General features: G+C 65.6%; 17 protein-coding genes and 1 tRNA gene. 12 read left to right on the top strand and 6 right to left on the bottom strand.

What is annotated here, in order from left to right; all coding sequences use genetic code 11:
• Positions 1-74: 74 nt before the first annotated feature.
• The gene (bmt, locus tag GC150_05555) at positions 75-1,049 is read left to right on the top strand and encodes a betaine--homocysteine S-methyltransferase (GenBank protein ID MBI1384356.1); all 975 of its coding nucleotides are present in this window, start codon (positions 75-77) and stop codon (positions 1,047-1,049) included.
• Between the two features lie 34 nt (positions 1,050-1,083).
• Here the strand turns inward: bmt and arsH are convergent, their stop codons facing one another.
• Complete coding sequence (gene arsH / locus GC150_05550; GenBank protein ID MBI1384355.1) at positions 1,084-1,836, bottom strand: arsenical resistance protein ArsH; 753 nt, start codon at positions 1,834-1,836, stop codon at positions 1,084-1,086.
• A complete protein-coding gene (locus GC150_05545) occupies positions 1,808-3,064 on the bottom strand; it encodes an MFS transporter (GenBank protein MBI1384354.1) in 1,257 nt (418 codons plus the stop codon). The genes arsH and GC150_05545 overlap by 29 nt, the downstream gene beginning before the upstream one ends.
• 330 nt (positions 3,065-3,394) lie before the next feature.
• Between GC150_05545 and GC150_05540 the strand changes: the two genes are divergently transcribed.
• Positions 3,395-4,399, top strand: a complete 1,005-nt coding sequence (locus GC150_05540; GenBank protein ID MBI1384353.1) for a hypothetical protein — start codon at positions 3,395-3,397, stop codon at positions 4,397-4,399.
• A 149-nt stretch (positions 4,400-4,548) separates the two neighbouring features.
• Positions 4,549-5,478 (top strand): metFprotein, encoded by a 930-nt coding sequence (locus tag GC150_05535; protein MBI1384352.1) that lies wholly within the window; start codon positions 4,549-4,551, stop codon positions 5,476-5,478.
• An 83-nt stretch (positions 5,479-5,561) separates the two neighbouring features.
• Here the strand turns inward: GC150_05535 and GC150_05530 are convergent, their stop codons facing one another.
• The 4 genes from GC150_05530 to GC150_05515 all read right to left on the bottom strand — a co-directional run bounded on the left by GC150_05530 (position 5,562) and on the right by GC150_05515 (position 9,611).
• Complete coding sequence (locus GC150_05530; GenBank protein MBI1384351.1) at positions 5,562-6,494, bottom strand: AEC family transporter; 933 nt, start codon at positions 6,492-6,494, stop codon at positions 5,562-5,564.
• A gap of 210 nt (positions 6,495-6,704) precedes the next feature.
• Complete coding sequence (locus tag GC150_05525) at positions 6,705-7,994, bottom strand: TRAP transporter large permease subunit (protein MBI1384350.1); 1,290 nt, start codon at positions 7,992-7,994, stop codon at positions 6,705-6,707.
• 57 nt (positions 7,995-8,051) lie between these two features.
• On the bottom strand, positions 8,052-8,567 hold the full coding sequence (locus tag GC150_05520) for a TRAP transporter small permease subunit (GenBank protein ID MBI1384349.1): 516 nt from the start codon (positions 8,565-8,567) through the stop codon (positions 8,052-8,054).
• Between the two features lie 75 nt (positions 8,568-8,642).
• Positions 8,643-9,611, bottom strand: a complete 969-nt coding sequence (locus GC150_05515) for a DctP family TRAP transporter solute-binding subunit (protein ID MBI1384348.1) — start codon at positions 9,609-9,611, stop codon at positions 8,643-8,645.
• A 711-nt stretch (positions 9,612-10,322) separates the two neighbouring features.
• Here GC150_05515 and GC150_05510 point away from each other — a divergent pair.
• From GC150_05510 to GC150_05470, 9 genes are all read left to right on the top strand, one after another.
• Positions 10,323-10,398, top strand: a tRNA-Trp gene (locus tag GC150_05510).
• A 227-nt stretch (positions 10,399-10,625) separates the two neighbouring features.
• Complete coding sequence (gene secE / locus GC150_05505) at positions 10,626-10,817, top strand: preprotein translocase subunit SecE (protein ID MBI1384347.1); 192 nt, start codon at positions 10,626-10,628, stop codon at positions 10,815-10,817.
• 65 nt (positions 10,818-10,882) lie between these two features.
• Positions 10,883-11,413 (top strand): transcription termination/antitermination protein NusG, encoded by a 531-nt coding sequence (gene nusG / locus GC150_05500; protein ID MBI1384346.1) that lies wholly within the window; start codon positions 10,883-10,885, stop codon positions 11,411-11,413.
• Positions 11,414-11,565: 152 nt separating this feature from the next.
• Positions 11,566-11,994 carry a 50S ribosomal protein L11 gene (rplK, locus tag GC150_05495; GenBank protein ID MBI1384345.1) on the top strand — a complete coding sequence of 143 codons (429 nt, stop codon included), beginning with the start codon at positions 11,566-11,568 and terminating at the stop codon, positions 11,992-11,994.
• Positions 11,995-11,999: 5 nt separating this feature from the next.
• Positions 12,000-12,707, top strand: coding sequence for a 50S ribosomal protein L1 (locus GC150_05490; GenBank protein MBI1384344.1), 708 nt, complete (start codon positions 12,000-12,002; stop codon positions 12,705-12,707).
• 374 nt (positions 12,708-13,081) lie between these two features.
• Positions 13,082-13,597, top strand: coding sequence for a 50S ribosomal protein L10 (locus GC150_05485; GenBank protein MBI1384343.1), 516 nt, complete (start codon positions 13,082-13,084; stop codon positions 13,595-13,597).
• 81 nt (positions 13,598-13,678) lie between these two features.
• Positions 13,679-14,059, top strand: coding sequence for a 50S ribosomal protein L7/L12 (locus tag GC150_05480; GenBank protein MBI1384342.1), 381 nt, complete (start codon positions 13,679-13,681; stop codon positions 14,057-14,059).
• A 239-nt stretch (positions 14,060-14,298) separates the two neighbouring features.
• Positions 14,299-18,444: a DNA-directed RNA polymerase subunit beta gene (rpoB, locus tag GC150_05475; protein ID MBI1384341.1), complete on the top strand. Its 4,146-nt coding sequence runs from the start codon at positions 14,299-14,301 to the stop codon at positions 18,442-18,444.
• 151 nt (positions 18,445-18,595) lie between these two features.
• Positions 18,596-19,872, top strand: a 1,277-nt coding sequence (locus GC150_05470) for a DNA-directed RNA polymerase subunit beta' (GenBank protein ID MBI1384340.1), incomplete at its 3' end; no start/stop codon positions are given.

The raw sequence follows: 19,872 nt of genomic DNA, 5'->3' as shown, positions 1-19,872 counted from the left end.
GGATGGTGTGTGGCCAGAGGCCGGCGAGGCGACTATTGTCGCGCGAGTCGATGAAGATCGCGAGGCACTCTAGCATGCCCAAGCACTCGATTCGCGAGATGCTGCGTGAGCGCGGTTGGCTTCTCGCCGACGGCGCCACCGGCACGAACTACTTCCGCATGGGTCTCAAATCGGGCACGCCGCCGGAAATCTGGAACGACGAGCATCCGGACAGGGTTATCGACCTGCATCGCCGGTTCATCGCCGCCGGCGCCGATCTCGTGCTGACGAACTCGTTCGGGGGAACGGCGAACCGGCTGCGGCTGCATGGCGACGGGCACCGCGTGCGCGAGGTCAACGCCAAGGCAGCGGCGCACGCCCGCTCGGCGGCCGACGCGGCAGGGCGGCCGGTGCTGGTTGCCGGCAGCATGGGGCCGACGGGCGATCTCTATCAGCCGATCGGGGACCTCACGGTCGAGGCCGGAACGGCCGCTTACGCAGAGCAGGCCGAAGGTCTGGCGGAAGGCGGCGCCGATGTCCTCTGGATCGAAACGATCTCGTCCGAAGAGGAACTGACAGCGGCGGTTTCGGGCGCGGCTCGCACCGACCTTCCGATCGTCGCGACCATGAGCTTCGATACCAAGGGGCGCACGATGATGGGCATTTCGCCGGTCGCTTTCGCCAAGATCGCGCAAGGGATCGGCCACGATCTCGTCGCCATCGGCGCCAACTGCGGTACCGGTGCCTCCGAACTCGTCTGCAACGTCGCAGCCATGGCCCGGGAGAGCGGACCGCTCTCAGTGGTCGCCAAGGGCAACTGCGGGCTGCCGCAAATGAGTGACGCGGGGGAGATCGTCTATTCGGGTACGCCGGAGCTGATGGCGGACTACGCCCGGCTCGCGCGCGACAGCGGCGCGACCATCATCGGGGGCTGCTGTGGCACGAGCCCCGAGCATCTGGCTGCGATGCGCGAGGCGCTCGAGAGACACGTTCCAGGCACGCCGCCGAGCGTCGATGAAATCGAACGGCGGCTCGGCGCGGTCTCCGAATACGCGCGCAAGACCACCTGAGCCCGGCGGCTGGCACGCGCCAGCCGCCGCGGTCTCAGCGCTGGGGAGCGATGGCGATGGAGGACAGGTCCTTGGCCGGATCGAGCGCTGGACCACCGCGCTCCTTGCGCTCGGAATAGCGGTCGGTCAGCAACTCGACGCGCGGGCGCACGAGGATCGTGAAGCGCACCAGTTCCTCCATGACGTCGACGATGCGATCGTAGTAGTTCGATGCGCGCATTCGGCCGGCTTCGTCGAACTCCTGGAAGGCCATAGGCACGCTCGACTGGTTGGGGATGGTGACCATGCGCATCCAGCGGCCGAGCACACGCAACGTGTTGACGGCGTTGAAGGACTGCGAACCGCCACTGACCTGCATGACCGCCAGCGTGCGCCCCTGGGTGGGGCGCATGCCGCCGCGGCTCAGCGGCAGGTGATCGATCTGCGTCTTCATGACGCCGGTGATCTGGCCATGGCGTTCGGGGCTGCACCAGACATGGCCTTCCGACCACATGGACAGCTCCAGCAACTCGTGCACCGCCGGGTGGTCGTCGCCGGTGATCTGATCGGGAAGCGGCAGTGTCGAGGGATCGAAAATGCGGGGTTCGGCGCCGAACAGCGTCAGGAGCCGGGCGCATTCCTCGACCACGAGGCGGGAAAAGGAGCGCGGCCGCAGCGAGCCATAGAGGAGGAGAATGCGTGGCTTGTGACCGAGCGGGTCGGAAAGCCCCTCGTTGGGCAGGCGCTGCATGTAGCGCCGATCGAGTGCGGGCAGGTGATCAATGGCGTCGACGTGGCGTATGGGCATCGTTCTGGTCTCGTCTCCATATCAGGGCGGTTGTCAGCATCGCGATGAGGCCGAGGCCGGCCGTGAGAACGAGGGCGCGGTCTGCGCCCAGGTCGATTACCAGACCGAGCACGAACGGACTTGCGGCCTGGGCGATACGTGCGGGCATCATCAAGAGATTGAGCCGAAGGCCGTAGTTGCTGGCACCGAAGAGTGTCAGAGGCAAGGTGCCGCGCGCGACCGTGAACAGGCCGTTGCCGATGCCGTGCAGGATGGTGAACAGCGGCGCAGCAACGCCCGCCAAGAGCGTCAGCAGCAGTGCCCCGAGGGGGTGGAGCGAAGCGGCGAAACTGGCGAGCAGCGCCGGATGGACGCGTGCGAACAATGCGTATTCGGTGAGGCGTGCAGCGGACTGGGCGATGCCGACGAGGCCGGCGGCGGCGATGGCCGAGGCGTGATCCAGGCCCTGAGCCTCGAGCAGGCGTGGCATGTGCACGGCCATGCCGGTGCTGATGAACCATTCGAGGCAGAAATAGAACGCAACGAGCATGACGGCGAAGCGCGAGATTTTCGGGGCCGTGCGCGCTGCTTCTGTCGCCGGCCCCGGTTCCGCCAGTTGCTCGGGTGCATCGGCTTGCCCGGCACCGGTCGATACGGCTGGTCTGGCGCGCGGGATCGATAGGAAATTGATCGGAAGGGCAATGGCCAAGTGGATCGCTGCCCATGCAACACAGGCGCCGCGCCAGCCCCAGGCAACCTCGAAGAGCGAGGTGAGCGGCCAACCGATGGTGCTCGCCAGGCCGCCGAGGAGCGTGATCATGGTGATCGCGCGCCGTGCGGTGAGTGGCCGATGGGCGGTGATGGTGGCGAACGCCGCCTCGTAGAGCCCAAAGGCCATGGCGATGCCGAGCACGAGCCAGGCCGCGATGACACCGACAAGGCTGTCGACCAAGGCGAGCACCGAGAGCCCGGCGGCGAACATCAGGTTCGAGGCGAGCAGGACCGCGCGGCCGCCGTCGCGGTCGACCAGGCGGCCGGCGAGCGGGCCGGCGACGGCCGAGACCAGGATGGCGAGCGAGAGGGCCGCGAAGATCCAGGCCGGCGTCGTGCCGACGGCTTCGGCCAGCGGATCGGCGATGATGGCAAGAAGATAGTACGAAGATGCCCAGGCGATGGTCTGGGTGATGCCGAGCCCCGTCACCAACCAGGGGGTTGCCCGATCGCCTGATGCCGGTTGCACGTCGTGCATGCTCCCTGGTGCCGAGACCGGCCTTGGAAAGCCGGTCCGGCGGGTCGTTTCGTTCCCCGGTCCGGTGGCGACCGGTCACCCCGCACGATGCGATCCGATACGGAAATCCCGAGCTGCGAATTCGGATAATTCCACTCGTGCCACCGGCTCCTTGGGCCATCGGGCCCCCTCAACTACTGCCTCGGGGCTCCGGGGCCAAGCGTCTTGCAGTGCGCGCAAGCCCCCCATCATCCAGCGGCAGTGCGAATGCCCCCGACGGCCATGGACTTCGCGGACTGGCGGATACAGAACGGAGGCTACGAGCCAACGCGACCATGTTAGGAATGGGCCATGTCCGACAAGCAGCTGATCGTCATCGGGGAAAACATCAACACGACGCGCCGTATCCGCGCCGACAGTCCGAAAATCAAGAAGCGCGGCGACCAATACGTGTGGGTGTACACCGATCTCGACGGCAGCGAGGGTGCCTTCGACATCACCGAGGTGTTCCCGAAGGATCCGGCCCTGCAGAAGACCGGTCGCATCGGCCACATCGGGCACGCCGTCAAGACGCGCGACATGAAGTTCCTCACCTGGGCCATCATGTCGCAGGTGAACGCGGGCTCGCACATCATCGACCTGTGCTGCGACGAGCTGTCGGTCTACCCGGAAGAGCGCAAGGAGCACATGCGCTGGCTGGTGAAGGCGGCGCAGTCGATCTGCGGCACGGTGCCGTTCGCGATCGACTCCTCCGACCCCGAGACCATCAAGGCTGGTCTCGAGGTCTACGATCGCTCCGCCGGCCGCCCGGCGATCAACTCGGTCTCGCTCGAAGCCGGTCGCGATGTCCTCATCCACCTCGCCAAGGAACAGAACTGCATCATCTTCGGCAACGGTTCGGGTGCGAACGGCATGCCGCAGAACGCCGCCGAGCGCGTCGAATTCCTGACCAAGCTTATGGGGATGATGGATGCGGTCGGCATCCCGCACGACGACATCTACCTCGATCCGCTGGTGTTCCCGGTCGGCGCGGGGCCGCAGTTCGGCAAGGACTTCCTCGACGCGGTCAAGACCCTGCGTGAGCGCTTCCCGGAAGTGCATATCTTCGGCGGCCTCTCCAACGTCTCGTTCGGTCTGCCGAACCGCAAGCAGCTCAACGACGCCTTCATCATCCTGTCGATCATCGCGGGCTGTGATTCGATCATGATCGATCCGCTGATGAACGATCCCAAGGAATACATCGAGTTCAAGTATGCGGCCGAGGTGATGACCGCACAGGACGAGTATGCCCTGCGCTACCTCGCCCACGTGCGCGCCGAGGCCAAGAAGGCCAAGGCGGCGGCAGCCGCCGCCTGAACGGAGCCGATTGCCCGCGCAAGCGTTGCGAGGGCATAAGCAGATTGTGACCCGGGCTGGGTCGAGGGGGGTCGATCCGCGTCGCGCGGATGCGGACCTCCCCTGTCCCGCGACGGGTTCAGGTCAGAAGCGAATAGAAAGCCCCCGTCATGTCCAGCGCAGCAGCACCCCTTTCGCCCGAGGCTGCCAAGCAGGCGATCGTTGCCTTCGCCAAAGGGTTCACCAGCGAAACGACGCCCGCATCCGCCGCCAAGATCCCGGATTTCCGGGAGCATCTCGAGCCGGGGTCCGTCGTCTACATCACCTTCCTTCCGGGTTCCGACTATCTCGACACGGTCAAGCTCGCGGTGCGACTGCGGGGCGAGGGCATGAAGCCCGTGCCGCACTTCGCGGCGCGCAGCGTCACCAGCAAGGACATGCTCGAGGACTATCTCAAGCGCGTCTCGGGCGAAGCCGGCGTCGACCGGGTGCTGTGCATCGGCGGGGCCGTCGCAAAGCCGCTCGGGGAGTATTCCGACTCCATGCAGATGCTGGGTACGGGACTTTTCGACAAGTACGGCATCAAGACGATCGGCGTTGCCGGTCATCCGGAAGGCTCGCCGGACTTTCCTGAAGAAGAGCACTTGAAGGCGATCGCCTGGAAGAACGCCTTCGCGGAGCGCACGGGTGCGCACCTCCATATCGTGACGCAGTTCGTGTTCGAGGCCGAGCCGGTCATCGCATGGGACAAGCGGCTCAACGCTTCGGGCAACAAGATGCCGATCCACATCGGCGTGCCCGGCATCGCGACGGTCAAGACGCTGCTGAACTACGCGATCGCTTGCGGCGTCGGCAACTCGATCAACTTCATCCGCCGGCAGGCGGCCAACGTCACGCGCCTGCTGCGCCCGCAGGCCCCGGACAAGCTGCTGCTCGATCTGGCGACGTACGCGGCGACCGATCCGGGCTGCAACGTCAAGGGCATGCACTATTATCCGCTGGGCGGACTGCGCAAGACGGCGATCTATGCGCGCTGCGTCGCCGACGGGCGGTTCAAGATGGAGAAGGACGGCTTCACGGTCGATGCCGACCTCAGCTGACCGGCTCGCCCCTGCCGAGTGTCATCGAGCCGCCGCACGACTGTGCGGCGGCTCTTTCGTTTCCGGCGCCGCTTGCGCAGACCTCATTGCGGGGTGAGCAGCCAGAGGATCACGGGCAAGGTCACCGCGGAGGCCAGCACCTGCGCGGTGATGAGGCTCGCCATCAGCGGTGCGTCACCCCCCATTCGGCGGGCCAGGATGTAGGCGTTGACAGCGGTCGGAACGGCGGCCGACAGCACACCGATGGTCAGCGCAAGGCCATCGACACCGGCAAGCGTGAGCATGACCCACATGATGGCCGGGTGCACGACGAGGCGCAGGGCGCAGCCGAGCACGAGACGCCCGGTTCCGCCACCCTCCAGGGGCCGCAAGCCCGCCCCGACCGCCAGCAACGATATGCCGAGCGCGCCGCTCGCCAGGAAATCGACGACCTCGCGCGCCGGCCGCGGCAGCCCGATGCCCGTCAGGTTCAGGATGCCACCGGCCACGACCGACAGGATCAGTGGGTTGAGTGCCACCTGTCGCACGCCGGACGCCAGGTTGGGGCTCGTCTGGCCACTGCCGAAGCGCACGAGAACCGCGATCGTCATGGCGTTGAGGAGCGGGATGAGGGCGAGAATGACGATGGCGATGAGGGTGATGCCGTCCGGGCCGTAGAGTGCCGTCACGATGGCGAGGCCGAAGAAGGCGTGCCAGCGCACGACGCCCTGAAAGAGGCTGGTGAAGGAAGGGTCGGAAACTGCAAGGCGCTGCCGCAGGAGAGGTCGCGCCAGCAGCATGAGTCCGGCGCTCACCAGGACGCCGGACATGGTGCCGATGACGAGGGGCCAGACGTCGAGGCCGGTGAACTGCGCGTTGGCGACGGTGCGCACGAAGAGGGCCGGAAAAAGCACGTAGAAGCAGAGGATATCGACTCCGCTCCACATCTCCTCGCTCAGTACGCGTGCACGATAGAGCGCATAGCCGAGCGCGATGGTGAGGAAAATCGGCGCTATCGCAGCGATGGTCGCCAGCATGGCGGGATCCGTAATCTGGGGGCGGGCAACGGTCGGCGGGCCGATGTCGGAGAGGTGGGGCGGGGGGTGTTCGCGGGCGACCGAGGAGCGAACTGCAAGAAGGCTTTGCGGTCGAGGTTCGCAGGCCTCGGCTGACGAGAATTGGCCGGATCTAGTTAGACGGCGGCCCTCGATATTGCAAACGGTCGGTCCGGCGGCACGCGGTCGGCTTCAGTTCAGCCCGGGATAGAGCTGGCGGGGCAGCCAGAGTGAGATCTCGGGAACATACGTGATGATGGCGAGGCAGAGGATGGCGATCGCCAGCCAAGGCAGCACGGCGTGCACGACCGTAAGGTAAGGCTTGTCGAAGGTGGCGCTCGCAACGAACAGGTTGAGGCCGAAGGGCGGGGTGACGTTGCCGATGTCGACATTGACGGTCATGACGATGCCGAGGTGGGTCGGGCTGACGCCCGCCGCGGTCATGGTGCCGAGGATGATCGGCACGAGGATCAGGATATTCGAGAAGACGTCGATGAACATGCCCGTGAGCAAGGCGAGCCCGTTCACGAATGCGAGGAGCAACTCGGGCTCCTGCGTGAGGCCGGCCATCGGGGAGGCGATCCGAGCCGCGGTGCCGGAGACGGTCATCAGCCAGGAAAACGCACTCGCCGCGGCGACGAGGATCAGGATCCGCGCGGAGTTGAGGCTGGCCTCGACGGTCACCTCCCATAGGCCGGTGAGGTCGAGTTCACGGTAGACGACGAGGCAGACGAAGCCGGCGTAGACGACGGAAACGGCGGCCGCTTCCGTTGCCGTGAAGATGCCGCCGTAGATGCCGCCCAGAATGATCGCCGGCAGACCCAGACCCCAGAACACATCGCGCAGGGCCGACCAGACCTCGCAGAGCGTGGCGCGTGGGGTGCGGGGCACACCGTTGGCCACCGCCCAGCCGACGCAATACGTGCAGTAGGCGACGGTGAAGACCAGCCCCGCGCCAATGCCCGACATGAAGAGCGCGCCGATCGAGACGTTGGCCACGGCACCGTAGATGATCATGGCGTTGCTCGGCGGGATGATCATGCCGATGAGGGCCGAGCAGGTGACCGCGCCGAGCGCGAAACGGGACGTGTAGCCGGCCGCGAGCAGGGCCGGATAAAGCGTGGAGCCGACTGCGACGATGGTGGAGGCGCTGGAGCCGGTGATCGAGCCGAAGATCATGCAGGTGAGCACGACGGTCATGCCGAGCCCGCCGGGAAGGTGACCGACCAGGGTCTGGACGAAACGGATGAGGCGGCGTGAAAGGCCGCCGCGACTCATGATCGTGGCGGCGTAGAAGAAGAACGGGATGGCGAGGAGGGGAAAGCTTTCGAGGCCGGCAAAAACGCGTTGCGGCAGGATCGAGAGAGGAATGGGGGAGGTGAGGGCGAAGACGAGGAATGTGGTGCCGGTCAGTACGATGAAGATCGGAATGGAAAGTGCGAGACCGGCCAGAAGGAGGCCGAAGATCAGCAGCGTTGTCATCGCGCCCCCCTGCATCGGCCCCCGCCGGGCCGGTCATCGAGCATGCGGCCTTGCGGCCTACTCCTGTGGCCCCGAAACCGTTTCGACCTCCTCGTCGAAGATGACGCCGAAGAGCAGCTGGACCGTGCGCACGAACATGAGAGTCGTGCCGACCGGCATGGCAAGGTAGGTCAGCCACATCGGCGCCTCCATCGACGGGGTCGTCTGCCCGGAGGCGAAAACGCGCAGCGTGTGGAGTGCGCTGTAGTAGATGAAGATGGCGAAGAACCCGAGATTGATCAGGAGGATCCAGGCCAGGAGCACGCGGCGGACCGCCGGTGACAGCATCTTCGGGACGAGATCGATGGCAAGGTGCCCGCGCATGCGCACGACGACGCTCGCGCCGATGAAGACGATCCAGATCACGAGGTACACCGATAGCTCCTCGGCCCAGGAGATGGGGGCCAGAAAAGCATATCGCAGGATGACATTGACGAAGAGGAGGAGGCTGGCGAATGCCATCGCCGTGCCGATGAAGACGATCTCCGCATAGGAGAGGGTGGTGTCGATCCACCCTCCCCACGTCCTGAGCATCTTGACCACGATCGCTGCCCGCTGTTCGCCTCGTCCTGTGCCTCGCCGGTCCGCGGGTCGCTCAGCGACGGTGGCTCACTGGGAACCGGCGGCCGCGACCGCCTCCTTGATGCGGGTCAGCGTTTCGCCGCCATACTGCTTGGCGTACCACTCGTGGACGGTCTGGGAGGTCGTCTCGAAGGCTTGGCGTTGCGCGGCGTCGAGCTCGATGATCTGGACGCCGGCCTTGCGGAAGATCTCGAGGTTTTTGGCCTCGGCCTCGACGATAACGGTGCGCTGGTAGTCGCGGGCCTCGGTCGCGGCGTCGGCGAGGATCTTGCGCAGGTCCTCGGCGAGCCCGTCGAGCAGGGGCTTGTTGACCATGAAGGCATAGGCGAGGAAGCCATGGTCCGACAGGGTCATGTGGGGTTGCACCTCGTAAAAGCGCATCGAGGCTATGGTTGCGATGGGGTTCTCCTGGCCATCGACGACCTTCTGCTGAAGGGCCGTGTAGAGTTCCTTGAAGCTGATCTGGGCGGGGGTCGCGCCGAACGCCTTGAACTGCTCCTGGATCACCGGAGCGGGCATGGTGCGGATTTTGTGGCCCTGGTAATCCTGCGGAGTGCGGATGGGAAAGTGGCCGGTGAACTGCTTGAAGCCGCTTTCCCAGAAGGCCAACCCGGCAATGTTGACTTTGGCGAGCGGGGCGAGGATCTCACCGCCGATCGGGCCATCGATGACCTTGTAGGCAACTTGGCGGCTCGGGAAGAGGAACGGCAGATCGAGGACGCTCACGCTCGGGGCCAGGGGGGCGATCCAGGCGGTCGGCAGAACAGCCGCCTCCAGCGCGCCGGCCTGGACCTGCTCGACCATCTGCGTGCCGCTGCCGAGGACACTCGCCGGGAAGATCTGAACCGTCAGCCGGCCGCCAGACCGGCTTTCGACCAGTTCCTTCCACTTCAGAGCCGCGGCGTGGTGGGGGCTGCTTTCGGGCTGATCGTGACCCAGCTTGATCAAGGTCTGGGCGCGGGCGGCGTCGGGCATGCCGAAGAGGGCGCCTGCCATTACCAGTGCCGAAGCGGCGGCCGTCAGGCCGCGCCAAACCGACGCGCCGAGGCGCGCACGGACCCGTCGTGACGATGCTCTACCCGCGATACTCGAGGACGCATTGGGCATGGGGCTCTTCCCTTGTTCGATGGGCAGTCTCGATCGATGTCGGCTGTCACGGTGCCGTCCGTGGCGATGCCGTGGCGACGGGGTGCCATCTTACTGTTGTTAGGCAGACCGGCAATAGGCAGCGGATGGGGCGGGTGCCCGCGTGTTGGCGCTCGAGTGCGCTTCCGACAGCCGCACTGAGCGGCAAGCCTCGCAGCCGGGTGTGCAGCCGGTTCGATCGAGCCAAGCATTTTCGCTGCAAACACAGATGCTTGTTGCAAAACTGTCGCATCCGGCGGTAGATCGCGCCGCGACCTCGTGGTGCGAAATTTCATGCCTGAATCGTCGCCAAAAAGGCTTGCATTGATCTGTCAAGACCTATAACTACGTCATTTCGAGGTCCCTCCGTGGCGGTGGGGTCTCTATGTGCGTGGACCGGGCAAGCATATCTGATAATCGACATCGGCAGGCGACCTGGAAGGGCGACTCGGCCCTGGCGGTCGCTCGCGGCATTTGCCGCAGCGTAAGCGCTCCGGGAAGAGCGCGCGATGGAGGCCGGCGCGATGCGTCGGCGTCGGTCGCCCGGCTCGATCGGCAGATGGCGGGACGCACGTGGCAATTAGGGGTGTAGCTCAGTTGGTAGAGCGGCGGTCTCCAAAACCGCAGGTCGGGGGTTCGAGACCCTCCGCCCCTGCCAGCCCGATCGAACGTACATAGGCCCATGCGTGGCCGCCTTTTCTTGCCTCGGGCGTTCCGGGGACGGCTGCGGCGGCGAGCCCTGGCGTGACGAGTGTGCGGCGACAGTGCCGTGCCTCGTAGGTGGGGCGGGCGCATCTGCGGTGTGCCGGGTCGCGGCGTGCCGAGGCTGGGTTGGTGGCGGTTGACGAGCAATTGAGAGGGCAGTTCGCCCTCGATCGAGGCACGATGGCAAATCCATTCGAATTCGCTCAGCAGGTGCGCAGGGAGGTGGCCAAGGTCACCTGGCCGACGCGCCGCGAAACGATGGTGACCACGGTGATGGTGGTGATCCTGTCGATCATCGCCGCGATCTTCTTCCTTCTGGCTGATCAGGTCATCAGCTGGGTGGTCGGCCTTCTGATCAACGCCGGGCGCTGATCTGGGGGGCAACCGGTGGCGGGACCTGGATGGTCCAGCGAGCCAACCTACGGTGGCAAACGAGAATGACGAAACGTTGGTACATCGTGCACGCCTACTCGAATTTCGAGCGCAAGGTGGCCGAGGCGATCGAAGAGCGGGCGCGGGCCGCCGGCCTCGAGGACAGCTTCGAGCAGATCCTCGTGCCGATGGAGGAGGTGGTGGAGATGCGCCGCGGCCGCAAGGTGCCGACGGAGAGGCGCTTCTTTCCCGGGTATGTCCTCGTCAAGATGGAGATGTCGGACGAGGCGTATCACCTCATCAAGAACACGCCGAAAGTGACCGGCTTCCTCGGTAACGACAAGAAGCCGGTGCCGATCAGCGACCGCGAGGCCGAGCGCATCCTCAATCAGGTTCAGGAAGGGGTCGAGCGGCCCCGTCCGTCGATCAGTTTCGAGATCGGCGAGAGTGTGCGGGTCTCCGATGGGCCGTTCGCCTCGTTCAGCGGGCTGGTCGAGGAGGTCGATGAAGTGCGGGCACGGCTCAAGGTGGCGGTGTCGATTTTCGGCCGGGCAACCCCGGTCGAACTCGAGTTCGGTCAGGTCGAAAAGGTCTAGACCGGGTTCGGGTGGCCGGCGTCCGTCACGGACACCGGTTCGGGCGGATCGTGCGGTCCGTTCGGATTGTGGGAGGCAAGGGCGGTCGCCAGCCGTCGGAGCTGCACCACGAACTCCAGCGCAAGGGGCACTCGAGCCCCGAGAGGAGCAAAATGGCAAAGAAGATCACAGGCTACATCAAGCTGCAGGTGCCGGCGGCCAAGGCCAATCCGTCGCCGCCGATCGGTCCCGCGCTCGGTCAGCGCGGTGTCAACATCATGGAATTCTGCAAGGCCTTCAACGCGGCAACGCAGGAGATGGAGGTCGGCTCGCCGGTTCCCGTGGTGATCACGGTCTACCAGGACAAGTCGTTCACCTTCGAGATGAAGACGCCTCCCGCCTCTTATTTCCTCAAGAAGGCGGCCAAGCTGCCGAAGGGCAGCCAGACGCCCGGTCGCGGCGCTGGCGGCACCGTGACGATGGATCAGGTGCGCGAGATCGCCAAGGCGAAGATGAAGGATCTGAACACGAACGACCTCGAGCAGGCGGCGCGCATCATCGCCGGCTCGGCGCGCTCGATGGGCATCGAGGTGCAGGGGTAATCGCCATGGCCAAGTCAGGAAAACGCATTCGCGCACTGCGCGAGAACGTGGATCGCTCCAAGCTCTACACGATCGAGGAGGCGGTGCGGCTCGCCAAGGTCAACGCCAACTCGAAGTTCGACGAGACGCTGGAGGTCGCCATCAATCTCGGCGTCGACCCGCGTCACGCGGACCAGATGGTGCGTGGTGTCTGCAATCTGCCGAATGGCTCGGGGCGCACCGTGCGCGTTGCGGTGTTCGCGCGTGACGCCAAGGCGGCCGAGGCACAGGCAGCGGGCGCCGACGTGGTCGGCGCCGAGGACCTCGTGGCGCAGGTGCAAGGTGGCAACATCAATTTCGATCGCTGCATCGCCACGCCCGACATGATGCCGCTGGTCGGCCGGCTCGGCAAGGTGCTCGGCCCGCGCGGCATGATGCCGAACCCGAAAGTCGGCACCGTGACGCCGAACGTCGGGGAAGCGGTGCGCGCGGCCAAAGGCGGCGCCGTGGAGTTCCGCGCCGAAAAGGAAGGCATCGTGCATGCCGGTTTCGGCAAGGCGAGCTTCAACGAGAAGGCGCTGGTCGAAAACCTCGCGGCATTCGCCGATGCCGTCGTCAAAGCCAAGCCGAGCGGCGCGAAAGGCACGTACGTGCAGCGCGTGTCGGTGAAGTCGACGATGGGGCCGGGCGTCAAGGTCGACCCGCAGTCGCTGATCGCCTCGGCCAAGGCCTGAGGCGCGGCGACGTGACCCAGCGGGCGGCAACTGCCGCTCGCGACACGAGTTCCGGGTTCGCCCGGTAAGACGGGCCGGAGGCGCAAACGCCTCGGGCCGAACCTGTCCGAGATTGCAGGTGCCGGTGACCTCGTTGCCGGCCTAAGCCCAGATTTCGCTGGGGCCCGCATGAGATGGGAAGCCGACCATTTCGCACCGGCTCGCTGGTGCGCGACGGAAGGAACCAGCTGGAGGCACCGTGCCGCACGTGGCGGGGCGCGTCTCCTCGAGACAGGCTGAGAGCGCCGTCAGGGCTTTCGGCCAAGGCCGATCGCCATCTGGCGGCATGGTGCAGCGGGGGCGGGGCAACCTGCCCTCACTCTGGGAGAACGCAAGTGGAAAGAGCAGAAAAGCAGGAGCTCGTCTCCTCGCTCCACGACACGTTCCGCAATAGCGGCGTGATCGTGGTGGCCCACTACACCGGTCTCACCGTCGCCGAGATGAGCACGCTTCGCAATCAGATGCGCGAGGCGGGCGGCAAGGTCAAGGTGGCCAAGAACCGGCTGGCCAAGCTCGCGCTTGCCGGTACCGACGCCGAAGGCATCGGCGATCTGCTGAAGGGCCAGACCTGTCTGGCCTACTCGGCGGATCCGGTGGCGGCACCGAAGATCGCGGTCGAGTTCGCAAAGAAGAACGAGAAGCTCGTGATCCTCGGCGCGGCCATGGGCAAGACCGTGCTCAACGCCGATGGCGTCAAGGCACTGGCCTCCATGCCTTCGCTCGACGAGCTGCGCGGCAAGCTGGTCGGCCTCCTTCAGGCCCCGGCCGGCAAACTCGCACGCATCGTCCAGGCGCCGGGCGGGCAGCTTGCCCGGGTGCTGCAGGCCAAGGCCGACAAGGACGCCGCCTGAGCCCCTCGGCCGCCGCCGAACGAGGTGGCGGCACACGCGACGAACAACTGGTTCAAACCGTCTAGAGAATGAGGAACGAAAATGTCGAAGCTTGAAAAGATCGTCGACGAACTCTCCGCGCTCACCGTGCTGGAGGCCGCCGAGCTGGCCAAGATGCTCGAGGACAAATGGGGCGTTTCGGCCGCCGCGCCGGTCGCCATCGCCGCTGTCGCGGGTGCCGCGGGCGGGGCCGCCGAGCCGGTCGAGGAGAAGACCGAGTTCGACGTGATCCTGGTCAACGCCGGCGAAAAGAAGATCAACGTGATCAAGGAAGTCCGCGCGGTCACCAACCTCGGCTTGAAAGAGGCCAAGGAACTGGTCGAGGCCGGCGGCAAGGCGGTCAAGGAAGGGATCTCCAAGGCCGAGGCCGAGGATCTCAAGAAGAAGCTCGAGGAGGCTGGCGCCACCGTCGAGCTGCGCTGAGCAGTGCTTTCGCGGGGCCTGATGGCCCCGCGATCCCGCCGCCGGGAGCCTCGGCGGCAGGCGGTTTTCCACGAGGTGCCGGGTCGGCGCCTCGCGGCGAGCCGCCCGAACCAGTGGCTCGAATTGTCCGAGACCGTGCCGTGCCGATGGGACCGTCATCCCGCCGGCGGTACGATGCAGCAGACCGGCCGGGGCACGCCACCAGCCCCCGAAGGTCGGCCCAACGACGAGGAACTCACATGGCTGAGACGTTCATCGGTCAGAAGCGCATCCGCAAGAAATTCGGCAACCTCCACGAGGCCGCGACGATGCCGAATCTGATCGAGGTCCAGAAGCGCTCCTATGACGAGTTCCTGATGGCGGAAGAGCCGGTGGGCGGGCGCGAGAACAACGGGCTCGAGGCGGTCTTTCGCTCGGTGTTCCCGATCTCGGACTTTTCCGGCCGGGCCATGCTCGAGTTCGTGCGCTACGAATTCGAGCCGCCCAAGTACGACATCGAGGAGTGCCAGCAGCGTGGGCTCACGTTCGCTGCCCCGCTCAAGGTGGCGATCCGGCTCATCGTGTTCGAGATCAACGAGGAGACGGGCGCAAGCTCGGTCAAGGATATCAAGGAGCAGGAAGTCTACATGGGCGACATGCCCTTCATGACTCCCAACGGCACCTTCATCGTCAACGGCACCGAACGCGTCATCGTTTCGCAGATGCACCGCTCGCCGGGCGTCTTCTTCGACCACGATCGTGGCCGCACGCACTCGTCCGGCAAACTGCTGTTCGCCGCCCGCATCATCCCCTACCGCGGCTCGTGGCTCGATTTCGAGTTCGACGCCAAGGACCTCGTTTTCGTGCGCATCGACCGGCGGCGCAAGCTTCCGGCGACGACGCTGTTGCATGCCCTCGGGCTCGACGACGAGGAGATCCTCTCGTCGTTCTACGACACCATCGACATCGATCGCGGCAAGGCGGGCTGGAAGCTTCCTTTCGTGGCCGAGCGCTGGCGCGGCGCCACGCCCGGTGCCGACCTCGTCGATGCCAAGACGGGCGAGGTGGTCTTCGAATCCGGAAAGAAAATCACGGCTCGCACGGCCAAGAAGGCTGTCGACGCCGGGTTGACGAGCCTCCTGGTGCGCGACGAGGACCTGATCGGGCGCTTCCTTGCCGAAGACCATGTCAACATGGAGACCGGTGAGATCTACGGCGAGGCCGGCGACGAGATCGACGAGGCCATTCTCGCGAAACTGAGCGAGGCCGCGATCAAGACCGTTCGCGTGCTCGACATCGACCACGTCACCAAGGGCGCGTTCATCCGCAACACGCTTGCCGCGGACAAGTGCCGCGACATGGACAGCGCGCTCATCGACATCTACCGCGTCATGCGTCCGGGTGAGCCGCCGACGCCGGAGGCCGCGCAGGCGCTCTTCAAGGGGCTGTTCTTCGATCCAGAGCGTTACGACCTTTCGGCCGTCGGCCGGGTGAAGATGAACATGCGGCTCGACCTCGATGCCGACGACAGCGTGCGCGTCCTGCGCAAGGAGGATATCCTTGCGGTGATCCGCACGCTCGTCGACCTGCGCGACGGAAAGGGGGAGATCGACGACATCGACCACCTCGGAAACCGGCGCGTGCGGTCGGTCGGCGAACTGCTCGAGAACCAGTACCGCATCGGTCTGCTGCGCATGGAGCGGGCGATCAAGGAGCGGATGGGCTCGGTCGACATCGACACCGTGATGCCGCAGGACCTCATCAACGCCAAGCCGGCGGCGGCGGCGGTGCGGGAGTTCTTCGGTTCCTCGCAGCTCAGCCAGTTCATGGATCAGACCAATCCGCTCTCCGAGATCACCCACAAGCGACGGCTCTCGGCGCTCGGGCCCGGCGGTCTGACACGCGAGCGCGCGGGCTTCGAGGTGCGCGACGTGCACCCGACCCACTATGGCCGCATCTGCCCGATCGAGACGCCCGAGGGACCGAATATCGGACTCATCAACTCGCTCGCGACCTATGCCCAGGTCAACAAGTACGGCTTCATCGAGAGCCCGTACAGGGTCGTCAAGGACGGCCTCGTGACCAAGGAGGTGCGCTATCTCTCCGCGATGGAGGAAATGCGTAGCGCCGTCGCGCAGGCGAGCGCCGAGGTCGATGGCAAGGGACGCCTGCTCGGCGAACTCGTCACCGTGCGGCTCAACGGCGACGTCATACCGGTGCCGCCGGAGCGGGTCGACTTCATCGACGTCTCGCCCAAGCAGCTGGTTTCGGTGGCCGCCGCGCTCATTCCGTTCCTCGAGAACGACGACGCCAACCGGGCGCTGATGGGCTCGAACATGCAGCGGCAGGCGGTGCCGCTTCTGCGAGCCGAGGCGCCACTGGTCGGCACGGGGATGGAATCCGTGGTCGCCCGCGATTCGGGTGCCGCGATCGCGGCGCGCCGCACCGGCGTCATCGACCAGGTGGACGCGACCCGTATCGTCGTGCGCGCGACCGAGGAGACGGATCCCTCCAAGCCCGGCGTCGACATCCACAACTTGCGCAAGTTCCAGCGTTCGAACCAGGACACCTGCATCAACCAGCGGCCGTTGGTGAAGGTGGGCGACGCGGTGCTCGCCGGCGACATCATCGCCGACGGCCCGTCCACCGACCTCGGTGATCTCGCGCTCGGCAAGAACGTGCTCGTCGCGTTCATGCCGTGGATGGGATACAATTTCGAGGACAGCATCCTCATCTCCGAGCGCATCGTGCGCGACGACGTCTTCACCTCGATCCACATCGAGGAATTCGAGGTGATGGCCCGTGACACCAAGCTCGGGCCGGAGGAAATCACGCGCGACATCCCGAACGTCTCGGAAGAGGCGCTGAAGAACCTCGACGAGGCGGGCATCGTCTACATCGGCGCGGAAGTGAAGCCGGGCGACATCCTGGTCGGCAAGATCACGCCGAAGGGCGAGAGCCCGATGACGCCGGAGGAAAAACTGCTGCGCGCGATCTTCGGCGAGAAGGCGTCCGACGTTCGTGACACCTCCCTCAAGCTACCCCCCGGGGTGGCTGGAACGGTGGTGGAGGTTCGCGTTTTCAACCGCCATGGCATCGACAAGGACGAACGCGCCATGTCGATCGAGCGCGAGGAGATCGAGCGTCTCGCCAAGGACCGTGACGACGAGATGCAGATCCTCGATCGCAACGTCTACGGCCGTCTCGCCGAGACGCTGGTCGGTCAGGAAGTGGCCAAGGGCCCGAAGGGTGCGCGCAAGGGGAGCATCGTCGATCAGACGATCCTCGACGACATTCCGCGCAGCCAGTGGTGGGAGATCGCACTCGCCGACGAGGCGGCAATGGCCGCGGTCGAGGCGATCCGTCGCCAGTACGAAAGCGCCAAGAAGGGGCTCGAGCGGCGCTTCGTCGACAAGGTCGACAAGCTGCAGCGCGGCGACGAGATGCCGCCCGGCGTCATGAAAATGGTCAAGGTCTTCGTCGCCGTGAAGCGCAAGCTGCAGCCGGGCGACAAGATGGCCGGCCGCCATGGCAACAAGGGCGTCATCAGCCATATCGTGCCGGTCGAGGACATGCCGTTCCTGGCGGACGGCACGGCGGTCGACATCGTGCTCAATCCGCTCGGCGTGCCGAGCCGTATGAACGTCGGGCAGATCCTCGAGACGCATCTCGGGTGGGCCTGCGCCGGGCTCGGACGGCAGATCCAGCAGGTGCTCAACGAGGTGGCGGACAATGCCGCGCGTATGAAGGACCTCAAGGCGCTGCTGGCGGGCATCTACGAGGGCGACGACTCGATCGGTCAGATGAGCGACGAGGCGATCATCGAGCTGGCCGGCAATCTCGAGCGCGGGGTGCCAGTGGCAACGCCGGTGTTCGATGGCGCGCGCGAGCCTGACATCGTCACGATGCTCGAGCGGGCGGGCTTCGATGCCTCCGGGCAGATGAAGCTCTTCGACGGGCGCACGGGTGAGCCGTTCGATCGCAATGTCACGGTCGGCTACAAGTACCTGCTCAAGCTGCACCATCTCGTCGACGACAAGATCCACGCCCGGTCGATCGGACCTTACTCGCTGGTCACCCAGCAGCCGCTCGGCGGCAAGGCTCAGTTCGGCGGCCAGCGCTTCGGCGAGATGGAGGTGTGGGCGCTCGAGGCCTATGGCGCGGCCTATACGCTGCAGGAGATGCTGACGGTCAAATCGGACGACGTTGCCGGCCGCACCAAGGTCTACGAGGCCATCGTGCGTGGCGAGGATGCGTTCGAAGCCGGCATTCCCGAGAGCTTCAACGTGCTCGTCAAGGAAATGCGGGCGCTCGGGCTCAACGTCGAGTTGATCGACAGCGCGGAACAGGCACGCAAGGACGCCATTCCCGTGAACGCGCCCCAACTGCCGAACGCAGCCGAATAGTCGAGACGACACGGGGGGCGGAGCCTCGGCCTTCGGGCCGCCCGCCCCGCCACACCGCCGGACGGGCCGCCAAGCCTTCGCAGTGCCAGGCGACCCAATGAGATCAACCGATGCCGCCCCTCGCGTGGCGCATCATCGAGGAGACGAGCGGATGAACCACGATATCGCCAACCCGTTCAACCCGCAAATCCAGACCCAGAGCTTCGATCGCATCAAGATCTCGCTGGCCAGCCCGGAGCAGATCCAGTCGTGGTCATTCGGTGAAATCAAGAAGCCGGAGACGATCAACTACCGCACGTTCAAGCCTGAGCGGGACGGCCTGTTCTGCGCCCGCATTTTCGGTCCCGTCAAGGACTACGAGTGCCTGTGCGGCAAGTACAAGCGCATGAAATACAAGGGCGTCATCTGCGAGAAGTGCGGTGTCGAGGTGACGCTCGCAAAGGTGCGCCGCGAGCGGATGGGGCACATCGAGCTGGCCGCGCCGGTCGCGCACATCTGGTTCCTGAAGTCGCTGCCGAGCCGCATCGGGCTGCTTCTGGACATGGCGCTGAAGGACCTCGAGCGCGTCCTCTATTTCGAGAAGTACATTGTGATCGAGCCCGGGCTCGACACCGATCTCGATCCGAACCAGCTGCTGACCGAGGAAGAGTATCACGAGGCGCAGGAGCGCTTCGGCGAGGATGCCTTCACCGCCATGATCGGGGCCGAGGCGATCCGCGAGATGCTGATGCGGCTCGACCTCAAGCGCGAGAGCGAGCAACTGCGCCAGGAGATCGCCGAGGCGACGACCGAGCTCAAACCCAAGAAGCTCGGCAAGCGGCTCAAGGTCGTCGAAGCCTTCATCGAGTCCGGGAACCGCCCGGAATGGATGGTGCTGACGCACATTCCGGTCATTCCGCCGGAACTGCGTCCGCTCGTGCCGCTCGACGGTGGGCGTTTCGCCACCTCCGACCTCAACGACCTCTACCGCCGGGTGATCAACCGGAACAACCGGTTGAAGCGCCTGATGGAGCTTCGGGCGCCGGACATCATCATCCGCAACGAGAAGCGGATGCTGCAGGAATCGGTGGACGCGCTGTTCGACAACGGTCGGCGCGGGCGCGTGATCACCGGCGCCAACAAGCGGCCGCTCAAGTCGCTCTCCGACATGCTCAAGGGCAAGCAGGGCCGGTTCCGCCAGAACCTGCTCGGCAAGCGCGTCGATTATTCCGGCCGTTCGGTGATCGTGGTCGGGCCGGAACTCAAGCTGCACCAGTGCGGCCTGCCCAAGAAGATGGCGCTCGAGCTGTTCAAGCCGTTCATCTATTCGCGGCTCGACGCCAAGGGCTATGCGGCCACCGTCAAGCAGGCCAAGAAACTCGTCGAGAAGGAAAAGCCAGAGGTCTGGGACATCCTCGACGAGGTGATCCGCGAGCATCCGGTGCTGCT

The sequence above is a fragment of the Hyphomicrobiales bacterium genome (assembly GCA_016125495.1).
In the GTDB taxonomy this organism is placed as follows: domain Bacteria; phylum Pseudomonadota; class Alphaproteobacteria; order Rhizobiales; family RI-29; genus RI-29.
The sequence above is the reverse complement of the archived record's forward strand: the minus strand, read 5'-3'. Positions and strand labels throughout refer to the sequence as shown.

Bases quoted from the DNA above. Each gene is read 5' to 3' on its own strand.
- bmt (MBI1384356.1), top strand. From the start codon at position 75: ATGCCCAAGCACTCGATTCGCGAGATGCTGCGTGAGCGCGGTTGGCTT.
- arsH (MBI1384355.1), bottom strand. From the start codon at position 1,836: ATGCCCATACGCCACGTCGACGCCATTGATCACCTGCCCGCACTCGAT.
- GC150_05545 (MBI1384354.1), bottom strand. From the start codon at position 3,064: ATGCACGACGTGCAACCGGCATCAGGCGATCGGGCAACCCCCTGGTTG.
- GC150_05540 (MBI1384353.1), top strand. From the start codon at position 3,395: ATGTCCGACAAGCAGCTGATCGTCATCGGGGAAAACATCAACACGACG.
- GC150_05535 (MBI1384352.1), top strand. From the start codon at position 4,549: ATGTCCAGCGCAGCAGCACCCCTTTCGCCCGAGGCTGCCAAGCAGGCG.
- GC150_05530 (MBI1384351.1), bottom strand. From the start codon at position 6,494: ATGCTGGCGACCATCGCTGCGATAGCGCCGATTTTCCTCACCATCGCG.
- GC150_05525 (MBI1384350.1), bottom strand. From the start codon at position 7,994: ATGACAACGCTGCTGATCTTCGGCCTCCTTCTGGCCGGTCTCGCACTT.
- GC150_05520 (MBI1384349.1), bottom strand. From the start codon at position 8,567: ATGCTCAGGACGTGGGGAGGGTGGATCGACACCACCCTCTCCTATGCG.
- GC150_05515 (MBI1384348.1), bottom strand. From the start codon at position 9,611: ATGGCAGGCGCCCTCTTCGGCATGCCCGACGCCGCCCGCGCCCAGACC.
- secE (MBI1384347.1), top strand. From the start codon at position 10,626: ATGGCAAATCCATTCGAATTCGCTCAGCAGGTGCGCAGGGAGGTGGCC.
- nusG (MBI1384346.1), top strand. From the start codon at position 10,883: ATGACGAAACGTTGGTACATCGTGCACGCCTACTCGAATTTCGAGCGC.
- rplK (MBI1384345.1), top strand. From the start codon at position 11,566: ATGGCAAAGAAGATCACAGGCTACATCAAGCTGCAGGTGCCGGCGGCC.
- GC150_05490 (MBI1384344.1), top strand. From the start codon at position 12,000: ATGGCCAAGTCAGGAAAACGCATTCGCGCACTGCGCGAGAACGTGGAT.
- GC150_05480 (MBI1384342.1), top strand. From the start codon at position 13,679: ATGTCGAAGCTTGAAAAGATCGTCGACGAACTCTCCGCGCTCACCGTG.
- rpoB (MBI1384341.1), top strand. From the start codon at position 14,299: ATGGCTGAGACGTTCATCGGTCAGAAGCGCATCCGCAAGAAATTCGGC.